The organism is Mycobacterium asiaticum (assembly GCF_001673365.1).
GTDB classification, from domain to species: Bacteria; Actinomycetota; Actinomycetes; order Mycobacteriales; family Mycobacteriaceae; genus Mycobacterium; species Mycobacterium asiaticum_A.
The window spans coordinates 17,991-36,649 of record NZ_LZLS01000211.1; the positions used below are offsets into that span (position 1 = coordinate 17,991).

18 protein-coding genes are annotated in these 18,659 nt (G+C 64.9%); 3 read left to right on the forward strand and 15 right to left on the reverse strand.

Going from position 1 to position 18,659, the window contains the following annotated elements; genetic code table 11:
* Positions 1–25 precede the first annotated feature (25 nt).
* The 4 genes from A5634_RS24585 to A5634_RS24600 all read right to left on the reverse strand — a co-directional run bounded on the left by A5634_RS24585 (position 26) and on the right by A5634_RS24600 (position 3,938).
* Entirely contained in the window at positions 26–772 is a 747-nt protein-coding gene (locus A5634_RS24585; protein ID WP_065146638.1) for a succinate dehydrogenase/fumarate reductase iron-sulfur subunit, read from the reverse strand.
* A complete protein-coding gene (locus A5634_RS24590; RefSeq protein ID WP_065146639.1) occupies positions 772–2,688 on the reverse strand; it encodes a fumarate reductase/succinate dehydrogenase flavoprotein subunit in 1,917 nt (638 codons plus the stop codon). The genes A5634_RS24585 and A5634_RS24590 overlap by 1 nt, the downstream gene beginning before the upstream one ends.
* 40 nt (positions 2,689–2,728) lie before the next feature.
* The gene (locus A5634_RS24595) at positions 2,729–3,559 is read right to left on the reverse strand and encodes a hypothetical protein (protein ID WP_065146640.1); all 831 of its coding nucleotides are present in this window, start codon (positions 3,557–3,559) and stop codon (positions 2,729–2,731) included.
* A gap of 82 nt (positions 3,560–3,641) precedes the next feature.
* The gene (locus A5634_RS24600; protein ID WP_065146641.1) at positions 3,642–3,938 is read right to left on the reverse strand and encodes a hypothetical protein; all 297 of its coding nucleotides are present in this window, start codon (positions 3,936–3,938) and stop codon (positions 3,642–3,644) included.
* Between the two features lie 127 nt (positions 3,939–4,065).
* Between A5634_RS24600 and A5634_RS24605 the strand changes: the two genes are divergently transcribed.
* Complete coding sequence (locus A5634_RS24605; protein WP_065146642.1) at positions 4,066–4,821, forward strand: isocitrate lyase/PEP mutase family protein; 756 nt, start codon at positions 4,066–4,068, stop codon at positions 4,819–4,821.
* A gap of 66 nt (positions 4,822–4,887) precedes the next feature.
* Here the strand turns inward: A5634_RS24605 and A5634_RS24610 are convergent, their stop codons facing one another.
* A complete protein-coding gene (locus tag A5634_RS24610; RefSeq protein WP_065146643.1) occupies positions 4,888–5,334 on the reverse strand; it encodes an Hsp20/alpha crystallin family protein in 447 nt (148 codons plus the stop codon).
* A gap of 215 nt (positions 5,335–5,549) precedes the next feature.
* On the opposite strand from A5634_RS24610, the gene nirB reads away from it, so the two are divergent.
* Positions 5,550–8,108: a nitrite reductase large subunit NirB gene (gene nirB / locus A5634_RS24615; RefSeq protein WP_081290643.1), complete on the forward strand. Its 2,559-nt coding sequence runs from the start codon at positions 5,550–5,552 to the stop codon at positions 8,106–8,108.
* A gap of 51 nt (positions 8,109–8,159) precedes the next feature.
* Positions 8,160–8,531: a nitrite reductase small subunit NirD gene (gene nirD, locus A5634_RS24620; protein WP_065146644.1), complete on the forward strand. Its 372-nt coding sequence runs from the start codon at positions 8,160–8,162 to the stop codon at positions 8,529–8,531.
* 4 nt (positions 8,532–8,535) lie between these two features.
* On the opposite strand, the gene A5634_RS24625 is transcribed toward nirD, so the two are convergent.
* From A5634_RS24625 to A5634_RS24670, 10 genes are all read right to left on the reverse strand, one after another.
* The gene (locus A5634_RS24625; RefSeq protein WP_065146645.1) at positions 8,536–8,985 is read right to left on the reverse strand and encodes a hypothetical protein; all 450 of its coding nucleotides are present in this window, start codon (positions 8,983–8,985) and stop codon (positions 8,536–8,538) included.
* A gap of 21 nt (positions 8,986–9,006) precedes the next feature.
* Positions 9,007–9,753 (reverse strand): sirohydrochlorin chelatase, encoded by a 747-nt coding sequence (locus A5634_RS24630; protein WP_065146646.1) that lies wholly within the window; start codon positions 9,751–9,753, stop codon positions 9,007–9,009.
* Positions 9,750–10,907 (reverse strand): uroporphyrinogen-III synthase, encoded by a 1,158-nt coding sequence (locus A5634_RS24635; protein WP_065146647.1) that lies wholly within the window; start codon positions 10,905–10,907, stop codon positions 9,750–9,752. The genes A5634_RS24630 and A5634_RS24635 overlap by 4 nt, the downstream gene beginning before the upstream one ends.
* A gap of 34 nt (positions 10,908–10,941) precedes the next feature.
* On the reverse strand, positions 10,942–12,339 hold the full coding sequence (locus A5634_RS24640) for an MFS transporter (protein WP_065146648.1): 1,398 nt from the start codon (positions 12,337–12,339) through the stop codon (positions 10,942–10,944).
* Positions 12,340–12,604: 265 nt separating this feature from the next.
* Positions 12,605–14,011, reverse strand: a complete 1,407-nt coding sequence (locus A5634_RS24645; protein ID WP_065146649.1) for a nitrate/nitrite transporter — start codon at positions 14,009–14,011, stop codon at positions 12,605–12,607.
* Positions 14,012–14,136: 125 nt separating this feature from the next.
* Positions 14,137–14,670, reverse strand: a complete 534-nt coding sequence (locus tag A5634_RS24650; RefSeq protein WP_065146650.1) for a GNAT family N-acetyltransferase — start codon at positions 14,668–14,670, stop codon at positions 14,137–14,139.
* Positions 14,671–14,679: 9 nt separating this feature from the next.
* Positions 14,680–15,555 (reverse strand): 5-oxoprolinase/urea amidolyase family protein, encoded by an 876-nt coding sequence (locus A5634_RS24655; RefSeq protein ID WP_065146651.1) that lies wholly within the window; start codon positions 15,553–15,555, stop codon positions 14,680–14,682.
* A gap of 11 nt (positions 15,556–15,566) precedes the next feature.
* The gene (locus tag A5634_RS24660; protein WP_065146652.1) at positions 15,567–16,256 is read right to left on the reverse strand and encodes a 5-oxoprolinase subunit B family protein; all 690 of its coding nucleotides are present in this window, start codon (positions 16,254–16,256) and stop codon (positions 15,567–15,569) included.
* Positions 16,257–16,345: 89 nt separating this feature from the next.
* Positions 16,346–17,323 (reverse strand): ABC transporter substrate-binding protein, encoded by a 978-nt coding sequence (locus A5634_RS24665; protein WP_155769711.1) that lies wholly within the window; start codon positions 17,321–17,323, stop codon positions 16,346–16,348.
* Between the two features lie 32 nt (positions 17,324–17,355).
* A complete protein-coding gene (locus tag A5634_RS24670) occupies positions 17,356–18,591 on the reverse strand; it encodes a DNA polymerase domain-containing protein (protein WP_065146653.1) in 1,236 nt (411 codons plus the stop codon).
* Positions 18,592–18,659 lie beyond the last annotated feature (68 nt).

Genomic DNA, 18,659 nt, shown 5'->3' on the forward strand with positions numbered 1-18,659 from the left:
CTGGATACCCGGCAGCCTTCGACGACTAACGCCGGAACAGTTTGTTACCCAGCCACACGACCGGGTCGTACTTGCGGCCAGCGACCCGCTCTTTCATCGGAATGAGTGCGTTGTCGGTGATCTTGATGTGCTCGGGGCAGACCTCGGTACAGCACTTGGTGATGTTGCAGTAACCGAGACCGTGCTCCTCCTGAGCGAGATCCCGCCGGTCCATGGTGTCCAGCGGGTGCATCTCGAGCTCGGCGATTCGCATCAGATAGCGCGGCCCGGCGAACGCCTGCTTGTTCTCCTCGTGGTCACGAATGACGTGGCAGACGTTCTGGCACAGGAAGCATTCGATGCACTTGCGGAACTCCTGGGAGCGCTGCACATCGACCTGCGCCATCCGGTACTCGCCGGGCTGCAGGTCCTTCGGCGGCGTGAACGATGGGATCTCCCGCGCCTTCTCGTAGTTGAACGACACGTCGGTCACCAGGTCGCGGATCACCGGGAAAGTCCGGATCGGAGTGACGGTGACGACCTCGTTCTCCTCGAACGTCGACATCCGGGTCATGCACATCAGCCGGGGCCGGCCGTTGATCTCCGCCGAGCAGGACCCACACTTGCCGGCCTTGCAGTTCCACCGCACCGCGAGGTCGGGGGTCTGCGTCTGCTGCAACCGGTGGATGACGTCGAGGACCACCTCACCCTCGTTGACCTCGACAGTGAATTCTTCGAGCCCACCGCTACTCTCGTCGCCGCGCCAGACCTGCATGCTCGCGTTGTACGCCATTACGCTCTCCGTTCCGGGTGCTCGGCCAGCTCTTCGTCGGTGTAGTACTTCTCCAGTTCGGAGATCTTGAAGAGCTCCAGCAAGTCGGGCCGCATCGGGATCTGCGGTTCACGGGTGATGGTGATGTGCTCCCCGTCAGCGCCGTTCGAGGCCTCCTTGCACACCAGCAACGTGTTGCGCCACCCCGAGTCCATGCCCGGGTGGTCGTCGCGAGTGTGGCCCCCACGGCTCTCGGTACGCTCCAGCGCTGCCCGCGCTACGCATTCGCTGACCGTCAACATGTTGCGCAGGTCGATCGCCAGGTTCCAGCCGGGGTTGTACCGGCGTTCGCCTTCGACCTGCACGTTCGCGTAGCGCGCCCACAGTTCCTTCAGGTGCGCGAGCGCCTTGGTGATCTCGTCTTCCTTGCGGATGATGCCGACCAGGTCGTTCATCACGTGCTGCAGGTCCATCTGCAGCGCATACGGGTTCTCCGGGGCCGAGCCATCGGTCGGACCGGAGAACGGCTTGAGGGCGAACTCGGCGGCCGCGTCGATCGCGTCCGACGAGACGGCCGGCCGCCTGTCCAGCGCCGCCACGTACTCGGCGGCGCCCAGCCCGGCCCGACGGCCGAAGACCAGCAGGTCAGACAGCGAGTTGCCGCCGAGCCGGTTGGAACCGTGCATGCCGCCGGAGCACTCACCCGCGGCGAACAGCCCGGGCACTTTGGCGGCACCGGTGTCGGCGTCGACCTCGACGCCGCCCATCACGTAGTGGCAGGTCGGCCCGACCTCCATCGCTTCCTTGGTGATGTCGACCTCGGCCAACTCCATGAACTGGTGGTACATCGACGGCAAGCGGCGCTTGATCTCCGCCGGCGTCAGCCGGGATGCGATGTCCAGGTAGACCCCGCCGTGCGGGGTGCCACGGCCAGCTTTGACCTCCGAATTGATGGCACGCGCCACTTCATCGCGGGGCAGCAGGTCCGGGGTACGACGCGCCGAGTCGTTGTCCTTGAGCCACTCGTCGGCTTCTTTCTCGGTTTCGGCGTACTGACCTTTGAACACCGGCGGGATGTAGTCGAACATGAAGCGGGTGTTCTCGGAGTTCTTCAAGACTCCACCGTCACCACGGACACCCTCGGTGACCAGAATGCCCTTCACGCTGGGCGGCCACACCATGCCCGTCGGGTGGAACTGGACGAACTCCATGTTGATCAGCGTGGCGCCGGCGCGCAGTGCCAGCGCGTGTCCGTCTCCGGTGTACTCCCAGGAATTCGAGGTCACCTTGAACGACTTGCCGATGCCGCCCGTGGCCAGCACCACCGCGGGTGCTTCGAACAACACGAACTTGCCGGTTTCCCGCCAGTAGCCGAAGGCGCCGGCGATCGAGTCGCCGTCTTTGAGTAATTCGGTGATCGTGCATTCGGCGAACACCCTGATCCGGGCGTCGTAGTCACCGGACTCGGCGTGATCTTCCTGCTGCAGCGACACGATCTTCTGCTGCATGGTGCGGATCAATTCCAGGCCGGTGCGGTCGCCGACGTGCGCCAGCCGCGCGTAGGTGTGCCCACCGAAGTTGCGCTGGCTGATTCGGCCGTCTTTGGTGCGGTCGAACAGCGCGCCGTAGGTCTCCAGCTCCCAGACGCGGTCGGGTGCCTCTCTGGCGTGCAACTCGGCCATCCGCCAGTTGTTCAGGAACTTCCCGCCGCGCATGGTGTCGCCAAAGTGGGTCTGCCAGTTGTCTTTCGGGTTGGCGTTGCCCATCGAGGCGGCGCATCCGCCCTCGGCCATTACCGTATGTGCCTTGCCGAACAGGGATTTGGTCACCACTGCGACCTTCAGGCCGCGCTCCCGCGCTTCGATGACCGCGCGTAACCCTGCGCCGCCGGCACCGATCACGACTACGTCGTAGGCATGCCGTTCGACCTCAACCATGGAACCTCACTCAGCTTATTGCAATTGATGAATTGGCCTATTAGCCAATGAATCTCAGGTCACTGATGGCTCCGCTGGCCACCAGCATGACGTAGAAGTCGGTGAGCATCAGCGTGCCGAGGGTGATCCAGGCGTACAGCTTGTGACGCTCGTTGATCTTGCTGATCTGGGTCCAGAACCAGTACCGCACCGGGTGTTTGGAGAAGTGCTTGAGCCGGCCACCGGTTACGTGCCGGCATGAGTGGCAGGACAGCGTGTAGACCCACAGCATGATGACGTTGCCGAGCAGGATCAGGTTGCCCAGGCCGAAACCGAATCCACCCGGACCGTCCTCGGATTGGAACGCCACGATCGCGTCGTAGGTGTTGATCACCGAGATGATGGCTGCGATGTAGAAGAAGTAGCGGTGGGTGTTCTGGATGATCAGCGGGAACTTGGTCTCGCCGGTGTAGTGCACGCGCGGCTCGGCCACCGCGCAGGCGGTGGGCGACTGCCACACCGTGCGGTAGTAGGCGCCGCGGTAGTAGTAGCAGGTCAACCGGAACAGCAGCAGGAATGGCAGTGTCATTGCCGCATACGGCAGCCACCACACGTCGGGCAGGAACTGTGGCCAGAACTCGCTGGCCTCTGGGAGGCATCCCGTGCTGACACACGGCGAGTAAAACGGCGTCAGGTAGTGGTATTTCGGGACGAAGTAGTGTTCCTGCTGGAACGCGCGTGCCGTCGCGTAGATGACGAACGCGGCGAAGCCGAGGTTGATCCGCAGCGGCTGCCACCACCACCTATCGGTGCGCAGCGTTTTTTGCCCAATTCGGGCGCGGGTAGCTGAAAAGACGCCGGACTCAGGACGGCTCGCCGTTGGTGCGCTCATCTAATGTGTTGTTCCTCTTCGAACGGGCTGTAGCTCGAAGGGTACACAGAATGAGTGCCCGCAATTTAGCCGGGCTTGGCTGTTAAGACCGGTGGTGACCTCCGACACCCTCGTCGTCGACATCGCGCCAGAAGTCGCTGTCGTACTGGGTGTCCGGGATTGCGATCTTCTCGCCGGATTGGTGCACGGTGGCGCGTGCGAGATCCAATTCGGCAACGTCGTTGTCGAGTAATTGGATGTCGGAAAGGATTCGGTCGGCATCGATGACGATGCGACGCGTCGCCGGGTTGTCTCCGTACCGCGACTTCAGCGAGGTGACGCACCGCCGCATACCCCTCATCAAGTCGTGCAGTTCGGTGAGTTCAGTGGTGGTGGACAAACGATGCTCCCTGGGCCGGAGGTGTTACGGATCACAGTACGTCCACCGATACTATCCGCTGTCTTCGCCCTTGCCAGTTCTGCTTGTCGGGTAGACCGTGTCCCGCCGTCCGAAAGGGTTTCCAGTCATGCCGGTTGAGCTCGCCCGACACGCGCGCGACTTGCTCGCGCTGCACCAACCGGGAAACCCGGTCATCCTGCCCACGGTGTGGGACGCCTGGTCGGCGAAGTTGGCGGCAAATGCCGGGTTTTCCGCGCTGACAGTCGGTAGCCATCCGCTGGCCGACTCGATCGGCAAGCCCGACAACGAGGGCATGTCCTTCGACGACGTGCTGGCCCGAGTCGCCCAGATCACCGCGGCGGTGGACGTCCCGGTATCGGTCGACATCGAGTCCGGCTACGGCCTGCCGGCCGCGCGGTTGATCGACGGTCTACTGGAGGTTGGGGCCGTCGGACTCAACATCGAGGACACCGTGCACTCCGATGGCGGCCGGTTGCGAAGCTCGGCCGAGCACGCGGAATTGGTGGGCGCCTTGCGATCTGCCGCCGACGCGGCCGGTGTCCATGTGGTCGTCAACGCCCGCACCGATTTGTTCCTGCGCAAGGACGGCGCCGAGTCGGACCGGGTCGAGCGGGCCGTTGCGCGGCTCAACGAGGCGGCCGCGGCCGGCGCTGACGTGCTCTACCCCGTCGGCCGCCTGGAGCCGGAGACGTTGCGGCGCTTGGCAACTGAGTTGCCGCTGCCGGTGAACGCGATTGCGCTGCCCGATTCCGACGATCCAGCGTCGTTCGGCCCGCTCGGCGTGGCCCGAGTCAGTTTCGGCCCGTTCCTGCAGTATGCGTTGTCCGCTCGCGCCAACGAATTGCTGGCCCGCTGGCAATAGTGCCGAGCAGGCGCAAAAGCACCCGAAAACAGGTGCTTTCGGGTGCTTTCGCGTCTCGTCGCGGGTCTACTTGGTGATCGCGATGCGCTGAGCCTGCGCACCGGCCGGGTCCTTGTGGGCACCGGCGACGCGAACGGTGAGCACGCCCGCGTCATAGGACGCCGCGATGTCCTCGCCGGTGACGTGCGCCGACAGCTTGAACGACCGCCGGAACGATCCGTAGCGGATCTCGCGCAAACTGCGTCCGTCCCGCTCCTCGGAGTGCTCGTCGCGGTGTTCGCCGTGGATGACTAGGCGGCCGTTCTCCACCTCGACGTTGACGTCCTTCTCGACGTCCACACCCGGCAACTCCAGCCGTACTATCGCGTCCTCGCCGTCCTTGACGATCTCGGCAGCGGGGTTGAAACCGCTGGTCACCGGCCTGCTCCAATCAAGAGATGCGGGGCCGAAGAAATCCCGCAGCCAACGATCGGTGTCCCACGCCGGACGCGACCACAATGTCAAATTGCTCATTGACGTCTCCTTACTCTTCCATGTGAGTTAGCTGTGCCCGACGCTGCAATGGTCGGCTACCCGGTTAAACCTGAGTCGCCTACGCTAAAGTTCCACCTGGACGTTCGCCCTGAGCGAACGACGTCACACAGACGATTGACAGTTGTGAGGACGGCGTGATGCATGCGTCACATTTCGCGTCATTTCCGGCAACAAGAGCTTCGTAATCTCATGACATGTCTTCTGCCGGAGTTACTCCCGCGCGCGCCCAGCGGCGCGTCGTGGTGGTCGGCCACGGCATGGTGGGTCATCGTTTCGTCGAGGCGCTGCGCGCCCGCGACACTGCTGGCACCTGGCACATCACCGTGCTGGCCGAGGAAGCCGACGCCGCCTATGACCGCGTCGGACTGACCACATACACCGAGAGCTGGGACCGCAACCTGCTCGCACTGCCCGGAAACGGCTATGCAGGTGACGAGCGGGTGCGGTTACTGCTGAACACCAAGGTGACCGAGATCGACCGTGCCACAAAGACAGTGGTCACCGCCGACGGCGAGCGTCACGGCTACGACGCGCTGGTGCTGGCGACCGGTTCGTATGCGTTCGTGCCGCCGGTCACCGGCAACGATCTGCCGTTGTGCCACGTCTACCGCACCCTGGACGATCTCGATGCCATCCGCGCCGGCGCTCTGTGCACCATGAACTCCGGCCGTCCCGACGCCGGAGTGGTGATCGGCGGCGGGCTGCTGGGCCTGGAAGCCGCGAATGCCCTGCGCCAGTTCGGGTTACATACACACGTCGTCGAGATGATGCCGCGGTTGATGGCACAGCAGATTGACGAAGCGGGCGGTGCGCTGCTGGCCCGGATGATCGGCGAACTCGGAATCGACATTCACCTCGGCGTCGGGACCGACTCCATTGAGTCCGTTACGCATTCGGACGGAACACAGTCGGTGCGGGTCCGACTCGGCGACGGCCAGGTCATCGACGCGGGTGTGGTGATCTTCGCGGCCGGCATCCGGCCGCGCGACGAGCTCGCACGCACGGCCGGACTGGAAACCGCCGCACGCGGTGGCGTTCTCACTGACATCGCTTGCCGTACCAGCGATCCCGACATCTTCGCGGTTGGCGAAGTGGCAGCCATCGAGGGCCGCTGCTACGGACTGGTCGGGCCCGGCTACACCAGCGCCGAAGTGGTGGCCGACCGCTTGCTCGACGGTGTCGCGGAATTCGGTGAGGCCGACCTGTCCACCAAACTCAAGTTGCTCGGCGTCGACGTAGCCAGCTTCGGTGACGCGATGGGCACCACGCAGGACTGCCTCGAGGTCGTCGTCAACGACGCGGTCAACCGCACCTACGCCAAGCTGGTGCTCTCCGACGACGCCAAGACGCTGCTCGGCGGGGTGCTGGTCGGCGACGCATCGTCCTACGGGGTGTTGCGTCCAATGGTCGGAAGCGAACTGCCCGGGGACCCGCTGGCGCTCATCGCACCGGCCGGCTCCGGTGACGGGGCCGGTGCGCTCGGCATCGGCGCGCTGCCGGATTCCGCGCAGATCTGCTCCTGCAACAACGTCACCAAAGGTGACCTGAAATGCGCCATCGCCAATGGGTGCGGTGACGTCGCCGGCCTCAAGGCGTGCACGACGGCCGGCACCTCGTGCGGTTCGTGCGTGCCGCTGCTCAAGCAGTTGCTGGAAGCCGAAGGCGTCGAACAGTCCAAGGCGCTCTGTGAGCATTTCGGGCAGTCACGCGCCGAACTCTTCCAGATCATTTCGGCCACCGAGATTCGTACCTTCTCCGGTCTGCTAGAGCGCTTCGGTCGCGGAAGGGGTTGCGACATCTGCAAACCCGTCGTCGCGTCGATCCTGGCGTCCACCGGTTCGGACCACATCCTGGAGGGCGAGCAGGCCGCGCTGCAAGACTCCAACGACCACTTCCTGGCCAACATCCAAAAGAACGGCAGTTACTCCGTGGTGCCGCGGGTGCCCGGCGGTGACATCAAGCCCGAGCATCTGATCCTGATCGGGCAGATCGCCCAGGACTTCGGTCTCTACACGAAAATCACCGGCGGGCAGCGCATCGACTTGTTCGGCGCCCGGGTAGACCAGCTGCCGGAGATTTGGAAGCGTCTGGTTGACGCCGGGATGGAGTCCGGTCACGCCTACGGCAAGGCACTGCGAACCGTGAAAAGCTGCGTGGGCAGCGACTGGTGCCGCTACGGCCAGCAGGACTCGGTGCAGCTGGCCATCGACTTGGAACTGCGCTACCGCGGGCTGCGGGCCCCGCACAAGATCAAGCTGGGTGTCTCCGGTTGCGCGCGCGAATGCGCGGAGGCACGCGGCAAGGACGTGGGCATCATCGCCACCGACAAGGGCTGGAATCTCTACGTCGGCGGCAACGGCGGGATGACACCCAGGCACGCTCAGCTGATAGCCAGCGATCTGGACACCGAGACGCTGGTCCGCTACATCGACCGGTTCCTGATGTACTACATCCGCACGGCTGATCGGTTGCAGCGCACCGCGCCGTGGGTGGAATCGCTTGGCCTGGACCAGGTGCGCGAAGTGGTCTGCGACGACTCGCTGGGTCTGGCCGACGAATTCGAAGCGGCGATGGAGCGCCACGTCGCCAACTACCAGTGCGAATGGAAGGGCGTGCTCGAGGACCCGGACAAGTTGTCGCGGTTCGTGTCCTTCGTCAACGCCCCCGACGCCGTCGACCCGACGGTGACCTTCACCGAACGTGCCGGACGCAAAGTGCCTGTCCCCATTGGGATCCCGCGGTTTCGCTCGTAACCAACAGACTCGTAACCAGCAGACTCATAGCCAGCAGAGAGGAAATGAAAGATGAAGACCTTCAACCACATTCAGGCGTGGACCACTGCATGTGAATACGACCGCCTGATCCCGGGCCGCGGTGTCGGTGTCCTCCTCGACGACGGTTCTCAGGCGGCGCTGTTCCGGCTCGACGACGGCTCGGTGCACGCGGTCGGCAACTTGGACCCGTTTTCCGGCGCGGCGGTGATGTCCCGCGGGATCGTCGGTGACCGGGCCGGGCGCGTCACGGTCCAATCGCCGATCCTCAAGCAGGCTTTCGCGTTGGACGACGGCTCCTGCCTGGAAGACCCGCGCGTCTCGGTGCCGGTGTATCCGGCCCGTGTCACGCCCGAGGGCCGCGTCCAGATCGCACGGATTGGCGCGCAGCGGGCCGCCGCCTGAGCGGTCAGTCGATCTTTCCGACGAGATAGCGCTGCATGGTCGGACCGATCGCATCGACGATCTGCGACACCGTCATCGAGTGCAGCGGTTCGGAGCGCACCCCGTAGCGCATGATGCCCAACCCGACCAACTGCGAGGCACACAACGACGCCCGGACGGCGACTTTGTCGGCCCCCAGCGTCTTGAGTAGCGGGTTGAACACCGGACCGATGAACATCGACTGCACGATCTCGGCAGTCTTGGACAAACCGGTCGACGCGATGGCGCTGGCCGCAAACGGCCCGCCGCCGGCCGCGTCCCAGGTGGTGATCAGCATGTACAGCGTGCGGCGTCCTACCTGATTCACCGAGCCGGTGACTATGCGGTCGATGAACTCCGGTGTGCTGAAGGGCAACCGCAGCATCTTCGCGACGTCGTCGAGGAGCCCGCGCGAGGGCTCTTCGTTTCGGGCCATGTTGCCAGGATTACGTGGTTATCACGAAAGATCAAGCGTCGCTGGTGAGAGCGTGCTTTGACGGCAAAGCCGGTTGATTGCCGGACCGCCGGGCAGGGCGGCACGCCGGAATCGGTTCGCCACCAGCCTGGCCAGTCCGGCATCGGCGCCTAGTGGTCGCGTCACGAGATCGGCACCGCTTTGGTACAGCCGCTCTTGAAACAGTCCGTCGGCCAGCAGATACGAGGCGACCACGACGCGCCGTGCGCCCCGGCCTCGCGCGGCGGCGACGGCCTCGGGCACGGTCGGCGATCCGACAGCCGCGAATCCCAGATCCACCCGGGACCCGGTCAGCGCCGACAGTAGGGCCGCGGCGTGGTGTAAGTCCCTGCGGGCCCGGTGATCTGACGTACCTGCCGCCCCAAGGATCACCGAATCGCCGACCCGCCAACCGGATTCCGCCAATTGTCGGCTGAGTATATGAGTGATCTCCGGACCTGGTCCCAAGGCGGGCGTGACCGTGACGTTGGGGTGGCCGCTGGCGGCGATGTGGGCGGGGAGGTCGGCGCGGACATGGTAGCCGCGAGATAGAAACGCCGGCACCACGATCGCGGGCCGCGGTTCGGTGTCCAGACTGGATAGCACCTCGCTGGGTGTGGGCCCCAAGACATCAACGAAGGCGACATGGACGGTGCGGTCCAGCCGTGCGCTCACCTGGGCGGCCAGGTCGCCGATCATGGCGACCCCGGTGGCCCTGCGGGTGCCGTGGGCGGTCAGGATCAGGCTCATGCGGCGTCGTGCTCACCATCGAGGGCCAACCGGTAGCCCCGTTTGACCACCGTCGCCACAATGTTCTTGTCGCCCAGGGCCGCTCGCAGGCGCAGCACGGCGGTGTCGACCGCGTGGGTATCGCCGCCGTTGCCGGGCAGCAAGCGCAGCAACTCCGCCCGTCCGACGACATCGCCGGGTCGGTGCGCCAGCGCGCGCAGTATCGCCATTCCCGAGCCCGACACGGTTTTGACCGAACCGTCGACCAGCACGCAGGTGCCCCTGATGTCGACCAGGTGACCGGCGGCGTGGACGCTGCACGAACCCAGTAGCGGCAGTTCCTCGGCGATGTGACGGGCCAACGCGCCCAGGCGCATTCGCTCAGGCGCCGAGGTCGGCACACCGCGACGGATCAATGGTCGCGCGGTGACGGGACCCACGCACATCGCGTGCACGCCGTTGCGCAGCGCTCCCAACACCTGGTCCTCGATTTCCAATTCCCGGCTGCGTTCCAGGACCGCGACCGCCGCGGGAGCAGACGTGAAAGTTACTGCGTCGAACTGCCGTCGGGCAATACCGGTGACCAACTGATCGAACTCGCCACCCAATGGCGTTGGGTTCCAGCGGTATACCCGGATGGGCACTACCTCGGCACCCGCGTCTCGCAGGCTGCCGAGAAATTCCGGGAACGGGTCCCAACCGTCAGCGGCCCCGTGCAACTGAACGGCGATGCGCTTACCGGCCAGACCGGTTTGGAGGCCGCTCTCGAGTAGGTATTCCAATACCTCGTGCGAGGATTCGGACTCCGGCGACCACTCCTCGCGCAGTCCGGCGGCGCGCAGCGCGCCCGTCGCTTTCGGTCCACGAGAGATAATCCGAGCCGACGACAACGACTCGAGGAGCTCGGTGGCCAGTCCCCAACCTTCGGCCGCGGCCACCCAGCCGCGAAAGCCGATGCCGGTATGGGCCACCAGAATGTCTGGCGGATCGGCGATCAACGCTTCTGAGTTGGCATGCAACTCGTCGTCGTCGGGTAGCGCGATCATGTTGATCGCCGCGGCGCTGGAAACCTCGGCCCCATGACGACGCAGCAATGCACACAGCTCTTCCGCACGGCGAGCTGAGGTGACTGCAATTCGGTAGCCAGCAAGTGGCGCAGACGGTGACTGGGCCATTTGACTCTTATATGCCCGCCACATTTCCGCAGCGTTACCTCGCAATTGCTGCGGCATTGCCCTCGGCTGCGTTGTTCGTCACACGGATGCTGGGACGGCGCACATACATCGTCCAGGTAAGCCATGCCGCGACGAGATAGGAACCCAGGAACATCCAGTACGCCGAAGTCTCGGTTCCGCTGTGCAGGTAGGACTCCCGCAAAGCCAGGTTGATACCCACACCGCCGAGTGCGCCGACGGCCGCGCAAAATCCGATCAGCGACCCCGACATAGCGCGCGCCCAGTGTCGGCGTTCCGCCTCGCTGACATCCAAAGAGCGACTACGTGCTTCGAAGATGGACGGGATCAACTTGAAGATCGAGCCGTTGCCCATGCCCGCCAGGATGAACAACGCGAAGAAGCCCACGACGTAGCCGACCAACGTGACGGCACCAGCGCCGGGATGCAGGTCGTCGTGTGTGCTGAGGCCCACCAGCAATGCGGCCGCCGCGATCATCCCGCCCAGCACGCCTAGGGTTACCCGGCTACCACCGATACGGTCGGCCAGGCGACCGCCGTAAATGCGGGACAGCGAACCCAAAAGCGGCCCGACGAACGCGATTTGCGCCGCATGTAAGGCAGCGTGCCGCGCGGTCTCACCGTGTTGTGCGAAGTTGACCTGTAACACTTGGCCGAACGCGAATGCGAAGCCGATCCAGGATCCAAAAGTGCAGACGTAGAGCAGCGAGATCACCCAGGTGTGCCGGAGGAACAAGATGGACCGCATGGTGCGCAATTCGATGGTGTAGTCGATGTTGTCCATCAACAGTGCCGCGGCGATGCCGACGACAGCTAGGAGCACAAGGTAGATCGCGCACACCCAGTACGGCGCCGCGTGGCCCACCGCCGCGAGCGCCAGCAGTCCGACGAGCTGGATCACTGCGACGCCGAGGTTGCCGACACCGGCGTTGACGGCCAGCGCGGCACCCTTGAGCCGTTGCGGGTAGCAGGCGTTGACGTTGGCCAATGATGCCGCGTAGTTGCCGCCACCCAGCCCGGTCATGGCCGCGCACAATAGATACGGCCACAGCGGCAGGCCGGGATTGGCCAGCAGCGCTATGGTGCCGGCGGTAGGAATCAGCAAGACGAATGCCGAGAATGCCGTCCAGTTGCGTCCGCCGAACCTGGCGATGCCCAACGTGTACGGAATCCGTGCGCAGCCGCCGGCAAGTGTTGCTACCGCACCGAGCAAGAGCTTGTCGCCCGCCGAGATGCCGTAGACCGATACGGGCAAGAACAGCGCCATCACCGACCACAGTGACCAGATCGAGAATGCAACGTGGTCACCGGCCATCGTGCAGAGCAGATTGCGGCGCGCGATCGCGTTGTTCCCCGCCTCCCAGGCAGCCGTGTCTTCGGGATTCCAGTCGGTGAGGTGAGGGTTGCGGCCCATACGGTCGGCTACCTTTCCGGGCGTGTTGAAGAACCCTGAAGGCGCGAGCGATCGAGAGGCCCTGCGCCGCTGTCGGTTCGATGCTCACACCGAGAACGCAAGGCAGTCAACTCGATTCGGCCGATATCGACTGAAAGTTGAATCCGAGTTTTCTGGCAGATACCTGAAATATCCGAATTACGCTCTATTCGAGTGAGATTCGTTACAACCGGGCGCTACTTCAAACAGTGCTACATCAAACAGTGCTACTTCAAACAGTGCTACATCAAACATAAGCCAAGCCGGTGGCCGCGCCGTCCTGCGCGTGATGGGCCGAAGGCAGCGGTTTGCGAACATAGATCGCCCAAGTCAGCACCGAGGCACCGATATAGAAGGCGACGAATACCCAGAACGCCGACGTCGCGGTGCCGCTGCTCAAATATGACTGACGCAGAGCGAGATTGACCCCGACCCCGCCCAGCGCGCCGATCGCGCCGGCGAATCCGATCAGCGCACCCGACATCGAGCGCGACCACTGCCGACGCTCGGCTTCGCTGACCCGCAACGAATGGCTGCGCGCCTCGAAGATCGACGGGATCATTTTGTAGACCGAGCCGTTGCCGATGCCGGACAGGATGAACAGCGCCACGAAGCCGGCGATGTAGCCCACCATCATCGAGGCGGGGACAGGCCCACTGTGGCGCTCACCGAAAGTGCTTACACTGACCAGGATTCCGGCTGCCAGGATCATTGCGCAGAAGACGCCGAGGGTCACCCGCCCGCCGCCGACGCGGTCGGCCAGCCGGCCGCCGTACACCCGCGACAGCGACCCCAATAGTGGTCCCAGAAAGGCGATCTGGGCGGCGTGCAACGCGGCCTGTGAGGTGCTCTGACCGCCGGCGATGAAGTTGATCTGCAGCACCTGGCCGAACGCGAAGGAAAATCCGATAAACGATCCGAAGGTGCCGATGTAGAGCAGTGAGATCACCCACGTGTGGGGTTCGGACAGTACCCGGCGCATGGTGTCCAACTCGATGCGGTACTGCGCCAAGTTGTCCATATAGACGGCCGCGCCGATGCCGGCCACAGCCAGTAACACCAGGTACACGGCGCACACCCAGTAGGGCTGACGCTCGCCGACGGTCGCGATCACCAGCAGGCCGATCAACTGGATCACCGGCACCCCGAGGTTGCCGCCACCGGCATTCAGGGCCAGCGCGGCGCCCTTGAGGCGCTGTGGATAGAACGCGTTGATATTGGTCATCGACGAGGCGAAGTTGCCGCCGCCCAGTCCGGCCAGGGCGGCACACACCAGATACGGCCACATCGGTAGGCCGGGATTGGCCAGCAAGAAGATGCTGCCGACGGTGGGAATCAGCAGTACCGCGGCCGAGAAGACGGTCCAGTTGCGACCGCCGAATTTCGCGGTGGCGAACGTGTACGGAAAGCGCAGGCAGCCGCCGACCAGGGTCGCGGTGGCGCCCAGCAGGAACTTGTCTCCGGCGGAGAAGCCGTACACCGCTGTGGGCATGAACAGCACCATCACCGACCAAATGGACCAGATGGAGAACCCGACGTGTTCGGCCGCCACCGACCAGATCAGGTTGCGTCGAGCAATGTTCTTGTTGCCGGCCTCCCAGGCCACCTCATCCTCGGGATCCCATTCGGTAATGACATGCGAACGGGCAGACATGAAGACTCCTAACGTCATTGACTTGAGATGTCACGCTAGGAATCCTTTGTTGCCCGGGCGCTTCTCCGAAGTGCCCGCACGTGTGAATTTCCGATCACCGCAATGACACAACGCCTGTGAGGGGACTACCAGACGTCTCCGTCGCGCCAGTCGCACATCAGCTCCGCGGAGGTGTCCAGGGTCACACAGACCGGTAGGACGAACACCGTCCCGTCGTCCTCGGGCGTGCGGGACGGGCCGGTGGGAGTCAGTACCGAGGTCGGACCCTGCCAGGGCAACCAGCCGCGGGCGGCGTACAGTCCGCGGGCTTGCAGCGACGAGCTGAGCGCACCCAGTTGATAGGCGCCCCGCATGACCTGCTCGACGCCGTCGAGCAGCGCCCGCACCAAACCCTGCCCGCGCCAATCTTCGCGTACCGCAACGCCTTCGACGTAGCCGCAGCGCAGTGCGCTACCCCGGTAGATCAGTCGCCGTTGTACCACCGCAGCGTGCGCGATGATCGCGCCGTGGTGCCAGATCAGCGCGTGCATCCCACCCAGGGCGTGTTCCCAGTCAGCTTCGGTGAAGTCACCGGCGAACGCCGCGGTGACCATCTGGCAGATGCGCTCGCGGGTGCAGCTGTCCAGATCAGCGGTGTGTACCAGGCGTGCGGTGTGCACGAACCATGTCTACACCGCGGAGCGGGGCCGCGACCAGTGCAACCGCACATACTGGCCGGGCCGCACCTGGGCGACCTTGTCGATGTCGGCGTCGATCACCACGCCGGCCACCGGGTAGCCGCCGGTGATCGGATGATCGGGGCCAAGAATCACCGGTAATCCGTTGGGCGGCACCTGGATCGCGCCGCGGGTCACACCTTCGCTGGGTAGTTGCCGATCGGGCCAGCGGTGCTGCAGCGGTCGGCCTTCCAGTCGCATGCCCACGCGGTCGCTACGGTCGGAGACCATCCAAATGGTGTGCACCAGGGCGTCCGGATCGGTCAGCCAGTCGTCGCGTGGCCCGGGCACCACCTGCAGTTCCACCAGGTGGCTCGCGATCGCGGCGACTGGAGCCTGGTCGAGTTCGGGGTAGTCGTCGCTGTGTTCGCCGATTGGCAACACGTCGCCGGGTTGCAGCGGCAACGGTCCGATTTCTGACATCACGTCGTAACTGCGCGAGCCCAGCACCCGAGCTACCCCGATGCCACCACGTACCGCCAAATAGGTCCGCAGTCCGGTCCGAGGTGTGCCGAGGGAGATCAGCTCTCCGTCGTGTACGTGGTGAATGCTGTTGTTGCCGAACATAACTCCGTCGACAGTCGCGTCGGTGTCGGCGCCGGCGACCGCGATGTCGAGGTTTCCGCCGCGGACCCGGGCGGTCAACCCGCCGAAGGTCACCTCGACGGTGGCCCAGTCATCCGGATTTGCGACCAGTCGGTTGGCCAGCGTGTGTGAGCGGCGGTCGGCGGCCCCGGACCGGCCGACACCGAGATGCGCCAGCCCCGTTCGACCGAGGTCCTGGATCACCGCCAACGGTCCGGTGCGCAGGATTTCCAGAGTTGTCATCTCAATCCTCCTCACGCGGGCCGAAACTGGACCCACATGCCCTGCGTGAGCAGCGCCGGGCCGGGTCGGTCCCCTAGACCGTCGATGTCCCACATCACCGCGTCCGTGTGGCCGATGATCTGCCACCCCCCGGGTGACTTGCGCGGATAGACCGCACTGAATTCACCGGCGAGACCGACCGACCCGGCCGGTACCGAGGCGCGCGGCTCGGCCCGCCGCGGCACCCGGAGGCGCTCGTCGCCGCCGATCAGGTAGGCGAAACCCGGTGCGAACCCGCTGAACCCGACCCGCCACCGGCTGCTGGTATGCGCGTTGATGACCTGCGCCGTGCTCAGGCCCGTGTGTTCGGCCACCGCGGCCAGGTCCGGGCCGTCGTAGACGACGTCGATCACGAGGTCGATTACGAGGTCCCGAGCCGGGTCGCCTTGATCGACTTGCAGCAGCGGTGCCGGGCGCAGTTTTCGGATCCGTTGGCGCGTCGCGCCTTGGAAACGCGGGCCGTCGAGTTTCACCAGCACGGTGACCGAGGCCGGCACGATGTCGACCACGCCGGGTAACCGCGCCGCCCGCAGCGCTTCGGTCCAGGCCAAGACGTCGCCGGTGCTGTCACATTGCAGCAGCAACGCTTGGTCGCCGTAGTCGAGGACGCAGCAGGCCAACCCGGGCTCTCTTGGGATTTCAGTGATCTCCGTCACACTCATAATTCACGGTAGCGCCGCAAACGGACCGTCCGCCAGCAACTTTCGAGCACTGCCAGAGGTGCCTTAGCAAACGCTCATGCAGCGCTTGTTCAACCCAGAATCTTCTTCAGCTGCGGGCCCAGTTGGTCGGCGACCACCGGGTAGCTCAACGGCGAGGCGAAGGCGATGGCACCGGCCAGTTCCTTGGTGGTGAAGATGTGGCGCTGCTGCGCGGTCGCCTGTGCTGCCGCCACGTCCGGGTCGGCGAGCAGAGCCTGCTCCTCCTCGGGACTTTCCGTCGACCAGATCACCACATCGGCGGAATCGAGCACTTCTTTGATGTGGTCACGGGGTATCACCGCGCGATGATCGGTGACGTATGTCTTGATGCTTTCCGCGACGACCAGGCCCATCTGGTTCAAGAAGTCGGTTCGCCAACCCGCCGCCGCGGCAACCACCGTGCCCTGCCATAGCCGGCCCTGCATCAGCAGCGCCTTCTTCCCCTTCCAGGAAGGGTTCTGCTGGCCGATATCGGTGAACTTGCGGTCGACGGCCTCGATCAGGGACTTCATCTGGTCGGCTTGAAACACCGCCTGACCGATGGCGGTGGCCTGGTCTTTCCACGGTTCGAAGAACGCATCACCGTCGGACTGCGCGATGGTCGGCGCGATCGCCGACAGCTTCTGGTAAGTGTCGGCGTCCAGACCGGCGTTGGTCGCCACGATCAGATCCGGCTTGAGGCCGGCGATCAGATCGACTTGAATGCCATTGTCCAGACTGAGCACAACCGGTTGTGCCGCACCAAGTTTGGGTTGAGCCCACGGCCACACCGCGTAGGGCTGGTCGCCAAACCAGTTGGTCACCGCAACGGGCACCACGCCGAGCGCGAGCAGGTCGTCCTGCTCGGTGTAACCGGCACTAACCACACGCTTGGGCGGTTGCTTGATGACCGTCTGTCCGAACAGGTGCGTGACCGTCACCCCGCCGCCCCCAGGCGATCCCGGCGACGGTTTGGATCCGGAGCACGCCGTGAGCAGACCTGCGGCCGCGGCGAGCTGTAGGAATCCTCGCCGACTCAACCCCGTCACAGCGTGAGAGTATCGCGTGCCTTACCTGACCGTTAGTTACGCGGCCTACTTGCGAGACGGGTGGGCGGGCCAGGGGTTGAGTCGGCGATCAATTCCTCCTGTGCGGGACGCTCCGCAACCGGCACGTGCTGCAAGTTGATCCGGATGCGGTACCAGATCGAACTGGGACCGCGCATCCCGTCGACCAGGACGTCGGCCGGCTGCAGCCGCTGCGCCGCGGCGGGGTGGCGAGCGCGCCAGGTGTCCAGGGCGGCCATCGCCTCGTCCTTGGTCTTGGTCCGGGCGACCTCGATGAGCGGCATCACGGACTGCCGCCTCCCGTCGGCGCTCTTCTTGGCCCCGCGCGGCGCCTTCTCCGGGGGACCCAGCTCGTCGGCCAGGGCCAGCAGCTCGTCGAGGCCCCCCACCGCGTCGTCCATCCCGGCCCAGGGGTCGCCTAGTTCGGTAAACCGGCCGGGAACGGTGTCGATGGTGAAGCGTTCCGGCTGGCAGTCGGGGACTTCGTCCCAATGCAGTGGCGTGGAGACCCGCGCGTCGGGCGTGGCCCGCACCGAGTAGGCGGAAGCGACGGTGCGGTCCTTGGCGTTCTGGTTGAAGTCGACGAACACGCCCTGGCGCTCTTCCTTCCACCACCGGCTGGTTGCCAGGTCGGGCACCCGGCGTTCGACCTCCCGCGCGATCGTCTGCGCAGCGAGCCGGACTTTGGGAAACGGCCAGCGCGGGGCGATTCGGGCGTAGATGTGAAAGCCCCGCGAGCCCGACGTCTTGGGCCATGCGGTCAGTCCGTGGTCTTCGAGCACTTCCCGGGCCACCAACGCCACCTCGATGATGCCCCGCCAGTCGACCCCGGGCATCGGATCCAGGTCGACCCGCAGCTCGTCGGGATGATCGAGATCGTCGGCCAGCACCGGGTGTGGGTTCAGATCCACGCAGCCCATATTGATGGCCCAGGCCAGCCCGGCGGCGTCGTGGATGACGGCCTCGTCGGCCGAGGTGCCTGAGGCGTAGCGCAGCGTCGCGACGTCCACCCAGTCGGGCCGTTTGGCAGGCGCGCGTTTCTGGAAGACCGCCTCTTCGGTGATGCCTTTGACGAATCGCTTCAGGATCATCGGGCGACCGGCCACGCCACGCAGGGCACCGTCGGCCACGCTCAGGTAGTAACGGACCAGATCGAGCTTTGTGGCGCCGTGATCAGGAAAAACGACCTTGTTTGGATGGGTGATGGTGACCTGGCGGCCGGTCACATCCAGCGACACGGGTTTGGTCATAGATCCCGATGGTAATTCGGGAGAAACCTACTGGTCGCTTTGCGACCTCCGTCACATATGGTGAGGAT

Excerpts from the sequence above, each read along its gene's own strand:
- A5634_RS24645 (WP_065146649.1), bottom strand. The coding sequence starts at position 14,011 with ATGTCTGCCCGTTCGCATGTCATTACCGAATGGGATCCCGAGGATGAG.
- A5634_RS24610 (WP_065146643.1), bottom strand. The coding sequence starts at position 5,334 with ATGAGCAATTTGACATTGTGGTCGCGTCCGGCGTGGGACACCGATCGT.
- nirD (WP_065146644.1), top strand. The coding sequence starts at position 8,160 with ATGAAGACCTTCAACCACATTCAGGCGTGGACCACTGCATGTGAATAC.
- A5634_RS24625 (WP_065146645.1), bottom strand. The coding sequence starts at position 8,985 with ATGGCCCGAAACGAAGAGCCCTCGCGCGGGCTCCTCGACGACGTCGCG.
- A5634_RS24630 (WP_065146646.1), bottom strand. The coding sequence starts at position 9,753 with ATGAGCCTGATCCTGACCGCCCACGGCACCCGCAGGGCCACCGGGGTC.
- A5634_RS24590 (WP_065146639.1), bottom strand. The coding sequence starts at position 2,688 with ATGGTTGAGGTCGAACGGCATGCCTACGACGTAGTCGTGATCGGTGCC.
- A5634_RS24660 (WP_065146652.1), bottom strand. The coding sequence starts at position 16,256 with ATGAGTGTGACGGAGATCACTGAAATCCCAAGAGAGCCCGGGTTGGCC.
- A5634_RS24635 (WP_065146647.1), bottom strand. The coding sequence starts at position 10,907 with ATGGCCCAGTCACCGTCTGCGCCACTTGCTGGCTACCGAATTGCAGTC.
- A5634_RS24670 (WP_065146653.1), bottom strand. The coding sequence starts at position 18,591 with ATGACCAAACCCGTGTCGCTGGATGTGACCGGCCGCCAGGTCACCATC.
- A5634_RS24640 (WP_065146648.1), bottom strand. The coding sequence starts at position 12,339 with ATGGGCCGCAACCCTCACCTCACCGACTGGAATCCCGAAGACACGGCT.
- nirB (WP_081290643.1), top strand. The coding sequence starts at position 5,550 with ATGTCTTCTGCCGGAGTTACTCCCGCGCGCGCCCAGCGGCGCGTCGTG.
- A5634_RS24655 (WP_065146651.1), bottom strand. The coding sequence starts at position 15,555 with ATGACAACTCTGGAAATCCTGCGCACCGGACCGTTGGCGGTGATCCAG.
- A5634_RS24585 (WP_065146638.1), bottom strand. The coding sequence starts at position 772 with ATGGCGTACAACGCGAGCATGCAGGTCTGGCGCGGCGACGAGAGTAGC.
- A5634_RS24605 (WP_065146642.1), top strand. The coding sequence starts at position 4,066 with ATGCCGGTTGAGCTCGCCCGACACGCGCGCGACTTGCTCGCGCTGCAC.
- A5634_RS24595 (WP_065146640.1), bottom strand. The coding sequence starts at position 3,559 with ATGAGCGCACCAACGGCGAGCCGTCCTGAGTCCGGCGTCTTTTCAGCT.